Annotated in this window: 13 protein-coding genes; 9 read left to right on the forward strand and 4 right to left on the reverse strand. The window is 63.1% G+C overall.

The features are described 5' to 3' along the window. Window positions 1–25: 25 nt before the first annotated feature. The 9 genes from CBB63_RS16280 (at window position 26) to CBB63_RS16320 (ending at window position 10,651) form a co-directional block, all read left to right on the forward strand. On the forward strand, window positions 26–958 hold the full coding sequence (locus CBB63_RS16280; protein WP_286699905.1) for a carbohydrate ABC transporter permease: 933 nt from the start codon (window positions 26–28) through the stop codon (window positions 956–958). Next, on the forward strand, window positions 958–1,806 hold the full coding sequence (locus CBB63_RS16285) for a carbohydrate ABC transporter permease (RefSeq protein WP_286699906.1): 849 nt from the start codon (window positions 958–960) through the stop codon (window positions 1,804–1,806). The genes CBB63_RS16280 and CBB63_RS16285 overlap by 1 nt, the downstream gene beginning before the upstream one ends. A 6-nt stretch (window positions 1,807–1,812) precedes the next feature. Continuing rightward, window positions 1,813–3,894, forward strand: coding sequence for an alpha-galactosidase (locus CBB63_RS16290; RefSeq protein WP_286699907.1), 2,082 nt, complete (start codon window positions 1,813–1,815; stop codon window positions 3,892–3,894). Then, a complete protein-coding gene (locus CBB63_RS16295) occupies window positions 3,891–5,600 on the forward strand; it encodes an IlvD/Edd family dehydratase (protein WP_286699908.1) in 1,710 nt (569 codons plus the stop codon). Before CBB63_RS16290 ends, CBB63_RS16295 begins: the two co-directional genes overlap by 4 nt. Next, window positions 5,600–6,370, forward strand: coding sequence for an SDR family NAD(P)-dependent oxidoreductase (locus tag CBB63_RS16300; protein WP_286699909.1), 771 nt, complete (start codon window positions 5,600–5,602; stop codon window positions 6,368–6,370). The genes CBB63_RS16295 and CBB63_RS16300 overlap by 1 nt, the downstream gene beginning before the upstream one ends. An 11-nt stretch (window positions 6,371–6,381) precedes the next feature. Continuing rightward, window positions 6,382–7,296, forward strand: a complete 915-nt coding sequence (locus tag CBB63_RS16305) for a 2-dehydro-3-deoxygalactonokinase (protein ID WP_286699910.1) — start codon at window positions 6,382–6,384, stop codon at window positions 7,294–7,296. Next, a complete protein-coding gene (locus tag CBB63_RS16310; protein ID WP_286699911.1) occupies window positions 7,293–7,901 on the forward strand; it encodes a 2-dehydro-3-deoxy-6-phosphogalactonate aldolase in 609 nt (202 codons plus the stop codon). Before CBB63_RS16305 ends, CBB63_RS16310 begins: the two co-directional genes overlap by 4 nt. Beyond that, window positions 7,898–8,743 (forward strand): SMP-30/gluconolactonase/LRE family protein, encoded by an 846-nt coding sequence (locus CBB63_RS16315; RefSeq protein WP_286699912.1) that lies wholly within the window; start codon window positions 7,898–7,900, stop codon window positions 8,741–8,743. The genes CBB63_RS16310 and CBB63_RS16315 overlap by 4 nt, the downstream gene beginning before the upstream one ends. A gap of 6 nt (window positions 8,744–8,749) precedes the next feature. Beyond that, the gene (locus tag CBB63_RS16320) at window positions 8,750–10,651 is read left to right on the forward strand and encodes a beta-galactosidase (protein ID WP_286699913.1); all 1,902 of its coding nucleotides are present in this window, start codon (window positions 8,750–8,752) and stop codon (window positions 10,649–10,651) included. Between the two features lie 64 nt (window positions 10,652–10,715). Here CBB63_RS16320 and CBB63_RS16325 read toward each other — a convergent pair whose 3' ends face one another. From CBB63_RS16325 to CBB63_RS16340, 4 genes are all read right to left on the reverse strand, one after another. After that, entirely contained in the window at window positions 10,716–11,492 is a 777-nt protein-coding gene (locus CBB63_RS16325; protein ID WP_286699914.1) for a MetQ/NlpA family ABC transporter substrate-binding protein, read from the reverse strand. Between the two features lie 49 nt (window positions 11,493–11,541). Further along, on the reverse strand, window positions 11,542–12,216 hold the full coding sequence (locus CBB63_RS16330) for a methionine ABC transporter permease (RefSeq protein WP_286699915.1): 675 nt from the start codon (window positions 12,214–12,216) through the stop codon (window positions 11,542–11,544). Beyond that, window positions 12,206–13,261 carry a methionine ABC transporter ATP-binding protein gene (locus CBB63_RS16335; RefSeq protein WP_286699916.1) on the reverse strand — a complete coding sequence of 352 codons (1,056 nt, stop codon included), beginning with the start codon at window positions 13,259–13,261 and terminating at the stop codon, window positions 12,206–12,208. The genes CBB63_RS16330 and CBB63_RS16335 overlap by 11 nt, the downstream gene beginning before the upstream one ends. A gap of 118 nt (window positions 13,262–13,379) precedes the next feature. Beyond that, on the reverse strand, window positions 13,380–15,559 hold a 2,180-nt coding region (locus tag CBB63_RS16340; protein WP_286699917.1), incomplete at its 5' end, for a 4Fe-4S double cluster binding domain-containing protein.

Genomic DNA, 15,559 nt, shown 5'->3' on the forward strand with positions numbered 1-15,559 from the left:
GTGTTGATTTACCGGAGACCACGGCATGGCAGCAACAACACCGCCCCCCGCGCGCAGTTGGTACAAACGCAACGAGATCGCGCTGACGCCGTGGCTTTTCCTGCTGCCGGCGATGCTGTTCTTTGCGGTCTATGTGATCATTCCCATCGGCCAAAGCGTNGCGATCAGTTTCTANCAGTGGGACGGACTGGGGGAGAAGACCTTTGTCGGCACCGCGAACTATGAAAGGTTGCTGGGGATCGGCGACCAGAANATGGACCGCAAGTTCGAGATNTCGTTCTGGAACAACCTCAAATGGCTGGTGCTGTATTTGCTGGCCGTGCCCGCGGGGCTGTTCATCGCCTTGTTCCTGAACCAGACCGTGCNNGGTATCCGTATCTACAAGTCGTTGTTCTTCTTTCCTTTTGTCATTTCTCAGGTGGTCGTCGGNCTGGTGTTCTCGTGGTTCTACCTGCCACGCGAAGGGCTGCTGAACGCGATGCTGGCGATTTTCGGGGCAGGGCCGGTGAATATCCTGGGCGACCCGTCTACGGCAACCTACGGGATCATCGCGGCGGGGCTGTGGCCGCAGACGGCCTATTGCATGATCCTTTATCTAACGGGTCTGAATGCGGTGGACCCCGAACAGATCGAGGCCGCGCGACTGGACGGGGCCAAGGGGCGCAAGATGCTGTGGTACATTATCCTGCCCCAGCTCAAGCCCGCGACGTTCATCGCCTTTGTCGTCACCATCATCGGCGCGCTGCGGTCGTTTGACCTGATCAGCGTCATGACCAACGGCGGCCCCTTCGGATCGACCCGCGTGCTGTCGTTCTACATGTTCGAAGAAGCNCTGTCGGAGTTCGGCTTCCGCATGGGCTACGGCTCTGCCATCGCGGTGATCCTGTTCCTCATCATGCTCGGGTTCATCGCCTATTTCCTCTATGCCATGTGGCGCGAAGAGCGGGAGGCTCGCTGATGTTCCCTACACCGATCGCCAAACAATCGCGCAGCCGCCAGCTGACCTATCAGACGTTGCTGCCCGTCGCGCTGATCCTGTGGCTCTTGCCGCTGATCGCGGTGGCGCTGTTCTCTATCAAGCCGGGGTCGGATTTTGCCGCCGGGAACTACTGGGGATGGCCGTCCAGCTTCGAGGGGCTAACGAACTATGGCAAGGTCTTTTTTGAAAGCAATATGCCGCGTTACCTGATGAACTCGGTCTTTATCACGCTGCCCACGGTGCTGGGGGCGATTGCGCTGTCCAGCATGGCGGGGTTCGCCTTGGGGATCTANAAGTTCAAGGGCAACCTGCTGATCTTCTTCATGTTTATCGCGGGGAACTTTGTCCCNTTCCAGATCCTGATGGTGCCCGTGCGCGACCTGACCATATCGCTGGGGATGTATGACAGCATTCAGGGGNTGGTCCTGTTTCACGTGGCGTTCCAGACGGGCTTTTGCACGCTCTTCATGCGCAACTTCATCCGCGCATTGCCCTTCCCCTTGATCGAGGCCGCCCGCGTCGAGGGCGTGGCCGAATGGCGCATCTTCTTCTTTGTCGTGCTGCCGCTGATGAAGCCCGCGCTGGCTGCGCTGGCGGTATTGGTCTTTACCTTCATCTGGAACGATTATTTCTGGGCCGTCGTGCTGACCCAAGGGCCAAGCGCGCAACCTGTCACCGCGGGCATCACCGAATTCAACTCGCAGTTCCGCGCAGCCTATCACCTGATGAGCGCGGGATCGATTGTCGCCGCCTTTCCGCCGGTCGCGATGTTCTTTCTGATGCAAAAGCACTTCATCGCCGGTCTCACACTTGGCGCAGTAAAGTAGAGAGTTATGACACAGACCTACCGCCTTGATGACGGGCACCAGACGCTTGTTCTGGCCTCTGNGCACGACCGCNTGCCGCAGGTGGTCTATTGGGGCAGCCCGCTGCCCGACGGCGAAAATCTNGAAGAGATCTGCGCCGCCCNTGCCATCGACGTGACCGGCGGCATGCTGGACGAGACCCCTGATCTGTCGCTGTGCCCCGAAGCCGGGCGTAGCTTTCCGGGGCAGGCGGGGATCGCGGTTGCGCGCGCCGATGGCACGCCGCTGCGCCCGGTGTTTCACCTGCGCAACGTGGTGCAGGATGCAGGGCTGCGGTTTGTCTGCGCGGCACCGGACGAGGGGCTNACGCTGACCTTTGACTTTGCGGTTGATGCAGCAACCGGCGTGATCACCTGCCAGACGACACTGGAGGCCGCGCAGCCCGTGCGCCTGCACTGGCTTGCCGCGCCGGTCATGCCCGCGCCGCAGNTNAGCNCAGAGATGATCGANNTCTCGGGCCGGTGGTGCGGTGAATTCCAGTTGAACCGCACCCCGTGGCACGCAGGTATTCACGCGCGCGACAACCGCACAGGCCGCACGGGCCACGAACACTTCCCCGGACTGCTGATCCCGACCACNGGGACCACAAACACCCAAGGGACATGCTACGGGTTCCATTATGGCTGGTCGGGCGGTCATACGATGATCGCCGAAGAGCTTCCGGACGGGCGGCGGCAGGTGCAATGGGGCCATGCGGCTGGCACCCATGANGCCCCCGCGACACAGTTCCAGACGGCNCCGCTTTACCTGACCTANTCNGACACCGGCNTGAACGGCTGTGCCGTCAGCTTTCAGCGNCATCTGCGCGACCGCATCGTGACATGGCCCAAGCCCGACACCCCGCGCCCCGTNCATTACAACTGTTGGGAAGCNGTGTATTTCGANCANGACTGGTCTGTCCTGACCGATATCGCCGACCGTGCTGCCGCTTTGGGGGCAGAGCGTTTCGTGCTGGATGACGGCTGGTTCGGACAGCGCGACGACGACACNAGCAGTCTGGGCGACTGGATCATTGATCCGCGNAAATACCCCAAGGGGCTGNCCCCGCTGATCNACCATGTTCAGGGCTTGGGGATGCATTTTGGCCTCTGGTTCGAGCCCGAGATGATCTCGCGCGATAGTGACCTCTACCGCGCCCACCCCGATTGGATTCTGGGCCCGCAGGACCAGATAGAGGGACGTCAGCAGTTGGTGCTGAACATGGCGCTGCCGCAGGTCCAAGAGCTGCTNTACGACCGTATCGCCACGGTGCTGCGCGACAATGCCATCGACTATATCAAATGGGANCATAANCGCGTGTTGCCCGCANCCGACGCGGCGCAGACACGGGGCGTCTATGCGCTGCTGGACCGGTTACGCGCCGATTTCCCGCTGGTCGAGATTGAAAGCTGCGCGTCGGGTGGGGGACGGATCGATTTCGGGATCATGGCGCGGACCCAGCGGGTCTGGCTGTCNGATAGNAACGANGCGCTGGAACGGNTNCGCATCCAGCATGACGCCGCCTTGTTCCTGCCCGCTGCNGTGACCGGCAGCCATGTCGGNCCACGCCACTGCCACACCTCTGGCCGCACGCTGGACATCAGCTTTCGCGCNTGGGTCGCCGCGCAGCGCCACATGGGGTTCGAGATGGACCCGCGCGAGCTCGACGCNCGCGAAACCGATGTGCTGAAACAGGTCACGCAGTGGTGGAAGGACAATCGCGGATGGATGCGCACCGCGGATATCCTGCGGCTCGACAGCGCTGATCCGNCGGTGATCGCAGAGCAGCAACAGGCCACCGATGGNNNGCGTTTCGTGGTGTTCGCGGGCAAGGCCGCGACTTCGGCCCAGATCTCACCGCGCCCGCTGCTGCTGACCGCACTTGACCCGCAGGCGCGCTACCGGATCACGCTGGCAAACCGCGACGAGGCGGTCGCGCTGTCACGGGGCGATGCCGCGCTCAAGACCCGCGATCTGGTGCTGTCGGGCCAGTACCTCATGAACCATGGCGTGACCCTGCCATGGTCGTTCCCTGAACGCATGTGGGTCATTGAAGGAACACGGCTATGACAAAAGAGAAACGCAACCGCGCTTGGTACGGCAAGAATGATCGGGACGGGTTCATTCACCGCAGCTGGATGAAAAATCAGGGCTTTCCCGATCACGCCTTTGATGGCCGCCCCATTATCGGTATCTGCAATACATGGTCCGAACTGACCCCGTGCAATTCCGGTCTGCGCGATCTGGCCGAAGGGGTGAAGCGCGGCGTGTGGGAGGCAGGGGGCTTTCCGGTCGAATTTCCGGTGATGAGCCTTGGCGAGACCCAGATGAAGCCGACCGCCATGCTGTTTCGCAACCTGCTGGCNATGGACGTCGAAGAAAGCATNCGCGCCTATGGTATCGANGGNGTGGTTCTGCTGGGCGGCTGTGACAAGACCACGCCGGGTCAGCTGATGGGCGCGGCAAGCGTCGATCTGCCGACGATCGTTGTCAGCTCCGGCCCGATGCTGAACGGCAAGTGGAAGGGCAAGGACATCGGCTCTGGCACGGATGTGTGGAAGTTCTCGGAAGATGTGCGCGCGGGCGAGATGACCTTGCAGGATTTCATGGCCGCTGAATCCGGCATGAGCCGGTCCAAGGGCGTGTGTATGACGATGGGCACGGCCTCTACGATGGCAAGCGTGGTAGAGGCGATGGGGATGTCGCTGCCCACCAACGCCGCGCTGCCTGCCGTTGATGCGCGCCGCATGGCGCTGGCGCATCTGACCGGCAAGCGCATCGTCGAGATGGTCGAGGANGATATCAAGCTGTCNCAGGTCGTTACCCGNGCCTCTATCGAGAANGCCATTCTGGCCAATGCCGCTGTCGGCGGGTCGACCAATGCCGTGATCCATCTGCTGGCCATCGCGGGCCGCGTCGGCATCGACCTGACGCTCGATGATTTCGAGCTTGGGNCGGANATCCCGCTGCTGGTCAACTGCATGCCCTCGGGTAAATATCTGATGGAGGATTTCTGCTATGCGGGCGGGATGCCCGTGGTGCTGTCCCATCTGCGCGACAAGCTGCGGCCCGCGCAGACCGTCATGGGCGGGGATATCCTTGCCTANGCCGAAGGGGCTGAATGCTACAACGAGGATGTGATCCGCCCGCTGGATAATCCGCTGCGCCCTGCGGCCGGGTTAAAGGTGCTGCGCGGCAATATCGCGCCCAACGGGGCGATCGTGAAACCCTCGGCGGCGACGGACNCATTGCTGGAACACGAGGGCGAGGCATATGTCTTCGAGAATATCGAGGATATGAAAGCCAATATCGACCGCGAGGATCTGCCGGTGACCGCGGATACGGTTCTTGTGCTCAAGGGCTGCGGCCCAAAGGGNTACCCCGGTATGCCCGAAGTCGGCAATATGCCGATCCCCGCGCGTCTGGTCAAAGAAGGTGTGCGCGACATGGTCCGCGTGTCCGACGCGCGTATGTCCGGCACCGCCTATGGCACNGTGATCCTGCACGTCAGCCCTGAATCCAACGCAGGCGGCAATCTGGGGCTGGTACAGACCGGCGACCGTATCCGGCTGTCGGTGGCGCAGGGCACATTGGACGTGCTTGTCTCTGACGAGGTGCTGGCAGAGCGCCGCGCGGTGTGGGTACCCGAACCGCCCCGATACGACCGCGGCTATGCCAAGCTCTATACCGAGACGGTATTGCAGGCAGATAAAGGCGCGGACCTTGATTTTCTGGTGGGTAAAGACACCCGCCCCGTCACACGGGAGAGCCACTGATGACCCTGAACGCAACATTCCCCGATCTGCGCGNCCGGTCGGTGTTCATCACCGGCGGCGGCGCGGGGATCGGTGCCTTTCTGACCGACGGNTTTCTGGCGCAGGGGGCCAAGGTCAGCTTTGTCCAGCGCAGCGACGCCACCGCGTTTTGCAANGAGATGGAAGAAAAACACGGCCAGCGCCCCTTTGCGCAGGTCTGCGATATCTCGGATATCGCGGCACTTCGGTCCAGTCTGGCCGCAGCCGCCGATGAGCATGGACCGGTCACGGTTCTGGTGAACAACGCCGCCAATGATGCCCGCCACACCGCCGAAGAGGTCACCGAAGACTTCTGGGACCAGTCGCAGGCGATCAACCTCAAGTCCTATTTCTTCGCCTGTCAGGCCGTGGTNGCAGGGATGCGCGCCGCGGGCGGCGGGGCCGTGGTGAACATGAGCTCGATCTCGTATATGATGGGNAATGCGGGCTATCCTGCCTATACNACCGCCAACGCCGGCATCAACGGGATGACCCGTTCGCTGGCGCGGGAATTCGGGCCGGACAAGATCCGCTTTAACGCGCTGGCACCGGGGTGGGTGTTGACGGAAAAGCAGATCGAACAATGGGTCACGCCCGAAGCACTGGCGGCGCATATTGACCGGCAATGCCTTAAGGATACGTTGAAGCCGCAAGACATCGTGGATGCGGTGCTGTTTTTATCCTCTGCCTCCAGCCGCATGATGACGGGGCAGTTGATGGCCGTCGATGGCGGCGTTGTGGTCACCGGATAGGAAGGGATACCGTGCAACACTACGCTGAATGGATCGCTGTCGATTGGGGCACGTCAAACCTGCGGGTCTGGATGATGGGGGCCGATGGCAAGCCTTTTGCCTCTGACAGGTCTGACAAGGGGATGGCGGGGCTGACGCAGGACGGGTTCGAACCNGCCTTGNTTTCNTTGATAGNCCCCTACCTAGATCCGGACCATGTGACCCCNGTGATCTGCGCGGGNATGGTGGGCGCCCGCGAAGGCTGGCGCGAGGCCGCCTACGTCGCCACGCCCTGCGCGCCCCCGGATGCGCGGGCGGCAGTTGCGGTACAATCCCATGACCCGCGGATCGCGGTCCACATCTTGCCCGGCGTGAAACAGATGGCTGCTCCTGACGTGATGCGCGGCGAGGAAACCCAGATCGCAGGGGTGCTGCACAGTCAGCCGGCGTTTGACGGCATCCTCTGTCTGCCCGGCACCCACACCAAATGGGTCCATATCAGTGCGGGCGAGATCGTGAGCTTCCAGACCTGCATGACCGGCGAGATCTTCGCGCTGCTGGCCANCCANTCGGTCCTGCGCCATTCGGTCACCACGGCAGAGTGGGACGAGGACAGCTTTATCGACGGNGTCANGCAGGCGATGGACAGCCCGCAAAGCTTCGCCTCCAGACTGTTCGGTTTGCGTGCAGNGGGGCTGTTGCAGGGCACANCNGCAGGNNCGGCGCGGGCGNGNCTNTCAGGGCTGCTTGTGGGGNTAGAGCTGGCCGGCACGCGCCCCTATTGGCTGGGCCGCCATGTCGCCATTCTGGGCGCAGACAGCGTCGCNGCGCATTACCGGTGCGCATTGNCCGCACAGAGTGTGCAGGCCGANACACTGGATAACACGGGNCTGACGCTGGCGGGCCTGACCTCTGCCTATCGTTCANTGAAAGGGGCCCTTGTATGAGCCGCAATATCATCGCNATTCTGCGTGGCATCCAGCCGCATGAGGCCGCCGACATCTGCGCNGCCTTGATCGACGCAGGCATCACCCGNNTCGAGGTGCCGCTGAANTCGCCAGAACCGCTGAAATCCATCGAAACGATGGCCCAAACCTATGGGGCNGACGCGTTGATCGGCGCGGGCACGGTGTTGGACGTTGAAAACGTCGCNGCGGTGGCGGCTGTGGGGGGGCGGATGATTGTCTCTCCGAATGCGGANCCNTCTGTTATCACGGCAAGCAAGGCGGCGGGCATGATGTCCTATCCCGGTGTGATGACGCCCACGGAATGTTTTGCCGCGCTTAAGGCGGGGGCCGATGGGCTCAAGCTGTTTCCGTCGTTCCTGCTGGGGGTCGAAGGGCTCAAGGCGATCAGGGCGGTGCTTCCGGCGCAGACCGAAACCTATGCGGTTGGCGGCGTCGGNCCGTCGAATTTNGCGGAATGGCTTGCGGCAGGGGNGACGGGCTTTGGCCTTGGGTCCAGCCTGTATAAACCGGGGCAAAGCGCGGCTGATGTNGCNCAAAGCGCGCGCGCGGCGGTAAGCGCTTATGACAAGGCGGCTCTCTCTTGANCGCCACACTCTTTGATGCGCGGACGTGCGCGTTGGGCGAAGGGCCGCTGTGGCATCCCGAACGTGGCCAGNTGTTCTGGTTCGACATCCTCGGCAAAACCNTGATGTCGCGGCAGGGCGACAAAACGCTGTCGTGGNANTTTGACGAATGCGTCTCTGCNGCCGGGTGGATCGATAGGGATACCCTGCTTGTCGCGTCCGAAACCGCGCTGTGGCGGTTCGACCTNAACGGAGNGGAGCGTTCCCTCGTCGTGCCNCTTGAGGCGGATCAGCCCCTGACCCGATCCAACGACGGGCGCGCCGANCCGTGGGGCGGTTTCTGGATCGGGACAATGGGCTTCAACGCAGAGCGGGGGGCGGGGGCGATCTACCGCTACTATAAAGGCGCGCTGCGACAGCTTTTCGCGGAGATTACCATTTCGAACGCGATCTGCTTTTCGCCCGATCGACGATTTGCCTATTTCACTGACACGCCCACGCGCCAGATCATGCGCGTGCCCCTTGATGCCGCAGACGGCTGGCCCTCGGCCCCGCCAGAGGTGTTTGTCGATCTCAAGAAAGACAAGCGTAACCCCGACGGCGCGGTTGTCGACAGCGACGGCTGCTTGTGGAACGCGCAATGGGGGGCCGGNCAGGTCGCCCGCTACAGCCCCGATGGCACCTTGTTGCAGACCGTTGATATNCCCGCAGCGCAGGCCACCTGTCCGGCCTTTGGCGGTCCGGATCTGCGGACGCTCTTTGTCACCTCAGCCGCGCAGGGCCGCGACGGGGCGGAGGATGGCCAGACCTTCCAGCTTGCATCGGANGTGCGAGGCCAGCGGGAACACCGGATAATTTTGTGAGGCGTGATGAAACGAACCCTAGGGACTTGCTATTACCCTGAACAATGGCCCGAAGAGATGTGGGAAGCCGACGCCCGCCGCATGGNNGANGCGGGCCTGACATNGGTGCGCATCGGCGAGTTTTCATGGAGCAAACTAGAACCGCAACCCGGCCAGTATGACTGGGCGTGGCTGGACCGCGCGATCGAGGTTCTAGGGGCTGCCGGTCTGCGGGTTGTGCTGGGCACCCCCACNGCNACCCCGCCCCGCTGGATGCTGAAACGCCACCCCGACATGCTTGCCGTGGATATTGAAGGGCGTCCGCGCAAGTTCGGGTCGCGCAGGCACTACTGTTTCAGCCACGAGGGTTATCAGCAGGAATGCGTCACGATTGCCACGTTGATGGCCAAACGCTATGGCGCGAACCCCCATGTGGCCGCGTGGCAGATCGACAATGAATACGGCTGCCACGACACGGTGATCTCGTATAGTGATGCGGCNGCCCATGCCTTTCGGGGCTGGCTGGCACAACGCTACGGTACCCCCGCCGCGCTGAATGCCGCGTGGGGGAATACNTTCTGGTCGATGGACTACGACAGTTTCGACGACATCGACCCGCCCAACCTGACCGTGACCGAAGCCAACCCTGCGCATCGTCTGGCGTTCCGGCGGTTCAGCTCGGATCAGGTNGTGGCATTCAACCGGCNTCAGCTTGACGTGATCCGCCAGCACAGCGCCGCCCCCGTGAGCCATAANTACATGGGCCGGATCACNGACTTTGANCATTTCGCGGTGGGTGAAAATCTTGATATCGCCACATGGGACAGCTACCCGCTGGGCTTTCTCGAGGATCGGGTGGGCGCGGATGCGGCGCAGCAGCACCGCTATGCGCGGCAGGGCGACCCTGACTTTCAGGCGTTCCACCACGATCTTTACCGCGCCGTGGGCAAGGGNCGCTGGTGGGTGATGGAACAGCAGCCNGGGCCGGTNAACTGGGCCCCGCACAACCCTGTGCCACTGGCCGGTATGGTGCGTCTGTGGACATGGGAGGCCTTNGCNCANGGGGCCGAAGCGGTGTGCTATTTCCGCTGGCGACAGGNCCCTTTCGCCCAAGAGCAACTGCACGCNGGCTTGCTNCGNCCCGACAGTGCNGACGCCTTCGCGATGGCGGAGGNCCGGCAGGTCGGCGCAGAGATGGCCAAGGCTCCGGACGTGCANCCCGCGCAGGCACCGGTCGCNCTGCTGTTCGANTATGACGCGGATTTCGCATGGGCNACCCAGCCCCATGGNGCGGATCTAAGCTATTTCGGGTTGGTCNTTCACACCTACAAGGCGCTGCGGCGTCAGGGGNTGTCGGTNGATATCCTGCCCGCCACCTGCCGCGATTTTGACGGCTACGGGCTGGTGATGGCNCCGGGGGTGATGCACATGNCGGACGNTCTGAANCAGGCGCTGGCGCGCAGCNCGGCGACGGTCGTCTATGGCCCTCGCAGCGGCGCGCGCACGTCCGAGATGGCNATCCCNGTGCCGCTNCCCCCCGCAATCGACGGGTTGGACGTGACGGTCACGCAGGTCGAAAGCCTGCGGCATGACATCTCCGTACCGCTGGAGGGCGGTGGGAAAGTGATCCGCTACCGTGATGTGCTGGACGGCACGGCAAAGGTGATCTTGCAGACCACAGACGCAGAGCCGGTCGCCATGCGCGACGGGCAGCAGATCTATNTGGGGGGCTGGCTGGATGAGGACACGCTCGACCGATTTGTCAGCGGGCTGTGCGGCGAGGCAGGGATCGACGTGCTGCCGATGCCCGAAGGGGTACGTACCCGCACGACGGGGGGCGAACGGTTCTGGTTCAATTATTCAGATGCAGANGTTGCCTGNCACGGTGTCGAACTGCCCGCCGCGGGCGTTCTGCGTGTGCCGGTCTGACCANAGGGGCGCGGCCCAANAGACCGGATACCGCCNNGTCATTGGCGGTATCCGGCGCGTCATTTTACCACGAAGTGATGACGGTCCCGTGGTAGCTTTCGTCGATGAAGGCTTTGATCTCGTCCGAGTGATACGCCTCTAGCAGGGTCTTGACCCAAGGCGCGTCTTCCTTGCCCTCTTGCACAACGATCACGTTCACATAGGGGTTGTCGGCGCTTTCCATCGCGATGGAATCNTCNTTGGGGCTAAGNCCCGAGGCGATGGCGTANTTGGTGTTGATCAGCGCCGCNTCCAGATCGGCCAGCGAACGGGGCAGCTGCGCCGCGTCGAGTTCTTTGAACGACAGGTCTTTGGGGTTCTCGGTGATGTCCAGAACGGTGGGNACCAGACCCGCAGCNGGNTCGACCTTGATCATGCCAAGCTGTTGCAGCACCAGCAACGCGCGCCCGCCNTTGGTGGGGTCGTTCGGGATGCCAAAGGTCGCGCCTTCTTCNAGCGCGGCGATATCGGTGATCTTGTCCGAATAGATGCCCATCGGCGTGGTGATCGTGTTGCCCACAACCGCCAGCGCAAAGCCGCGGTCTTTCATCTGTGCNTCAAGGTAAGGCACGTGCTGGAAGGAGTTCGCCTCGATGTCGCCATCGGCCAGCGCCTGGTTCGGCACCACATAATCAGNGAATTCGACAACGTCGATCTCAAGGCCCATNGGTTCGGCCACACGGGCGACCTCTTCCATGATCTCGGCGTGCTCGCCGGGGGAAACGCCGACTTTGATCTGCTCGGCCATCAGCGATGTCGCCATAAGCGCGAGGGTAGAGGTCAGGGTCGCAATGCGTAGCATGTATATGCTCCTTTAACTGGGAAACGAAATTGGGAGGAGGAGACGGGCGCTATTGCCCGCCGCTTTTGGTGGCGCGTTTGTCGACAGCGGCTGCGATGCGTTCGCCGATCGATTGCACAAGCTGCACCAAGACGATGAGGATGATCACGACAACNGCCATAACNTCGGGCATAAACCGTTGATACCCATANCGAATGCCCAGATCGCCCANNCCTTCGCCGCCCACGGCNCCNACCATGGCGGAATAGCCGATCAGGCTNACNATGGCGAGNGTNAGGCCAAGNGTGATACCGGGCAGCGCTTCGGGCAGCAGCACCTTGCGGATGATCTGCAACGGGGTCGCGCCCATNGCGCGCGCCGCCTCGATCAGGCCGGANTCAACCTCGCGGATCGCGTTTTCCACCAGNCGCGCGATGAAGGGCACGGTGGCAATCGTCAATGGCACAATCGCGGCTGTCGTGCCGATCGACGTGCCNGCAACCATCCGCGTGAAGGGGATGATCGCGACCACCAGAATNATGAACGGTACCGACCGCGTGGCATTGACCACCAGCCCGAGCACCTTGTTGANCCACGGGGCCGACAGCAGCTCGCCGCGTTGCGAGGTCGCCAGAAACAGCCCCAAGGGCAGGCCAANCAGCGTCCCCAGCAGCGCCGAGATGGCGACCATNTAAAGCGTCTGGCCCGTGGCCTCGATCAATAGGTTGATAAGGTTAGCCGACATAGCCAAGCACCTCCGTCATAAGCCCGTGGCTTTCCAAAAATGAACGCGCCTCTGCGGCCTTGACCACAGGCAGCGANACCAGCAGNTTGCCGAAGGGGCGGGTGCCGATTTCCTCGACCGCNCCGGCAAGGATATTGACCGGAATGCCCATGCCCTGCGTCAGCCGGGCCAGCATCGGGTCGGTGGCGTGCTGGCCCGCAAAGGTCACGCGGATCACCTCTTCGCCGCCCTGCGNGGGGGCGTTTGGGACCAGACGATCCTTGACNAAAGCGGGCAGGGTGACGCCGGTCACCCCCGACAGGAAAGACCGCGTGGTCGCATGCCGAGGCGCGGTGAAGATATCGTAGGTCTCGCCATGTTCGACGATGCGGCCNCCGTCGATCACGGCGACGTGGCTCGCGATGTCACGGACCACGGCCATCTCGTGGGTGATCAGCAGGATGGTCAGCCCCAGNTCNCGGTTGATGTCCTTGAGCAGCGACAGCACCGTTTGCGTCGTTTCAGGGTCCAGCGCGGATGTCGCCTCGTCCGACAGCAGCACTTTGGGGCCGGTGGCCAGTGCCCGCGCGATGCCGACGCGCTGCTTTTGCCCGCCCGACAGCTCTGCCGGATAGCGTGTGGCGTGCGCGCTNAGNCCGACCCGTTCGATCAGGTCGGCCACGCGGGGTTTGATTTGCGATGACGGCACACCGGCGATTTCCAGNGGNAGGGCGATGTTGCCCGCCACNNTGCGCGAGGCNAGCAGGTTAAAGTGCTGAAAGATCATCCCCACATCGCGGCGGATCGCACGCAGCTTGGACCCTTTTGCAGCCCCCACATTCTGTCCGCCCACNAGAACCGNGCCCGNNGTNGGNCGNTCAATCCCGTTGACCATGCGCAGCAGCGTCGATTTGCCAGCCCCCGANCGTCCGATGATGCCGGTGATTGAACCCGGCTCCATCGCCAAAGAGACGCCTTCAAGCGCCGTGACAGTCGTGCCGCCGGATTTGGAATAGGCTTTGCCCACGTTCTCGAACGTGATCGAAGCGCCGTTGGGTTCTGTCATGATCGGTCCAGCCTGCGGTCGGTTGCGGTGGCGCCCGTAGACAGAAAGGCAGGGGGTATTGCAAGCGCAGTTTTCGCATACCCGCCCTGACTTTACCGATGTGCTGAACNCTAGGTTTTCACAGGTCCAGCACCAGATGCCCNCCCGCTGCCGCCGCNCGNGACTGGCAGGTGATCAACGTGGTTTCACGCTGNGCCTGTGACAGCACATAATCGCGGTGATCGGCGTCNCCNTCGACCAGCCCGCAAGCGCAAACCCCGCAGATCCCGTCGGCGCATTTCACATCCACGGGCACGCCTGCCTCTGTCAGCATATCAGACAGGTTACGGTCGGCGGGCACGTGGATGTCTTTGCCGGTCTTGGCCAGATGGACCGTAAAGCTGTGGTTCTCNCGCGGGGGGGCTTCGGGGACGGCGAAATATTCGATGTGACACTGATCCTCGGCAAAGCCCGCGCGGGCGGCGGCGGTCATCGCGGCCTCCATATAGGCGGGGGTGCCGCAGGCGTAGGCGTGACTGCCCGCAGGATGGCCTGACAGGATCGTGTCAAACTCTGCCCGACTGCCCTGATCGCTGACGTGCAGCACGGCATGGGCGGCCCAAGGGGCGGCAGCGATCTCTGCCGCAAAGGCCAGATCAGCGGCGGTGCGGGCAGAGTAATGCAGCGCGAAGTCGCGGCCCAAATGGTGCAGGCGGTGCGCCATGGCGATCATCGGGGTGATACCGATGCCACCGCCCATCAACACGCTGAAGGGGGCATCTTCGGTCAGGGGGAAATGGTTGATCGGGCGGGCGGCGAAAATCTTGCGCCCCCGCGTGAAGATACGGTGCATCAGGGCGCTGCCGCCGCGCCCCTGATCCTCGCGCTGGACGGCAATCACATAGCGCGACCGGTCTGTGGGATCGCCGCACATGGAATACTGGCGCAGGTATTCGGGCGCGATCACCACATCCAGATGCGCGCCTGCCTGCCACGCGGGCAAATCCGCTCCGTCAGGGTCGCGCAGTTCATAGCGCGTGATGCCGTTGCTCAGCACATCGGCGCGGGTGACGGTCAGCGGCAATACCGGACTATCCGCCAAGGGCTTGAGCGCAGGGACCAGCCCTTGCGTGTCTCCGCTTGCGACACGCGCGCGGTGCGTGTCGGCGGGGATCATCGCGCCATAGGCGCGGATGCCGGCCTCGCGGTCCATCGGGTCAGGGTAGGGGTAGGGATGCGGGGCAAGCGGCGCAGGGTAGACGGCCAGCGTCTGGTCCTGCGCGCGCAGCTTCAGGTCTTTTTGCAGACCGCGGGTGTTCACCGGCTTGTCCGTGGGGCGGTAGCCGCCGTCGTCCTGCACCTCCAGATCCCACCACCATTTCTTGACGGGGTTGATGTCGCCACGGTCCAGCAGATCGTCGAGCTTGGCCAGCGCTGGTGCGGTGGCGGGCAGCTTCATCGCGGTCCAGCGCCACACGCTGTCGGCCAAGATCCCCTCAAGGTTCCAGGGGCAGGTCTTCATGCAGCGCCCGCACATGGCACCGCCTTCGGTCGTGATCCGGTAGGTGGCGCATTTCTGGCTGTCGGATTTCCAGATTTCGTAGCCGTTGAACATCAGCTTCGGCCCCGCCGTGATCGCCCCCGAGGGACATTCCCGCGCGCATTTCTGGCAGCTTTCGCAGAATTTCTGCAGGCCGAAGTCGATCGGCTTGTCATGGGTCATCGGCAGGATGGTCGTCACCGCACCCGATTTCAGACGGGGGCCGAGATAGGGGTTCAGGATGACTTCGCCGATGCGGCTGACCTCGCCCAAGCCCGACAGCAGCAGCAGCGGGGGTTGCAGCACATCGCCATCCATCACCGTATGCGCCTTGGCCGGATACCCCAGATTGCGGATCAACTGCGCCAGCACGCCGCCCACAAGGCTGAACCGCAGATAGGCGCGCATGGATTGCGCCACGCTGATCCAGTCATCGCCCGAGGCCCCCTCCATCGTGTCGAAACCCTGATCGATCACGAGGCTGATCGCCTGATCATGGGGCGGGTCGATCGCGGTGCCGGTGGCGTCGTGGCTGTACCACGCCCAATCGGGGCATCGGCTGACGCCCACGGCATCGGCCCCCAGGAAATAGGCAACCGCCTTGACCATCTCTGCCGCCTGTTGCGGGGCGAGGGCGGTTTGCGTCTCGGCAGCTTGACCGTCTTGCAGCAGGCCAAAGGCCCCAAGCGCGCGCCGCTGCGCCATCGAGGTCGGCGTCTTGCGGATGTAGCGCCCGCCGGTGGCCCCGTCTTGCAGCTTTTTGCCCATGTCCCCGAACA

Origin of the sequence: Sulfitobacter sp. TMED3 (genome assembly GCF_002167505.1) — a bacterium.
Classification (GTDB): Bacteria; Pseudomonadota; Alphaproteobacteria; order Rhodobacterales; family Rhodobacteraceae; genus Sulfitobacter; species Sulfitobacter pontiacus.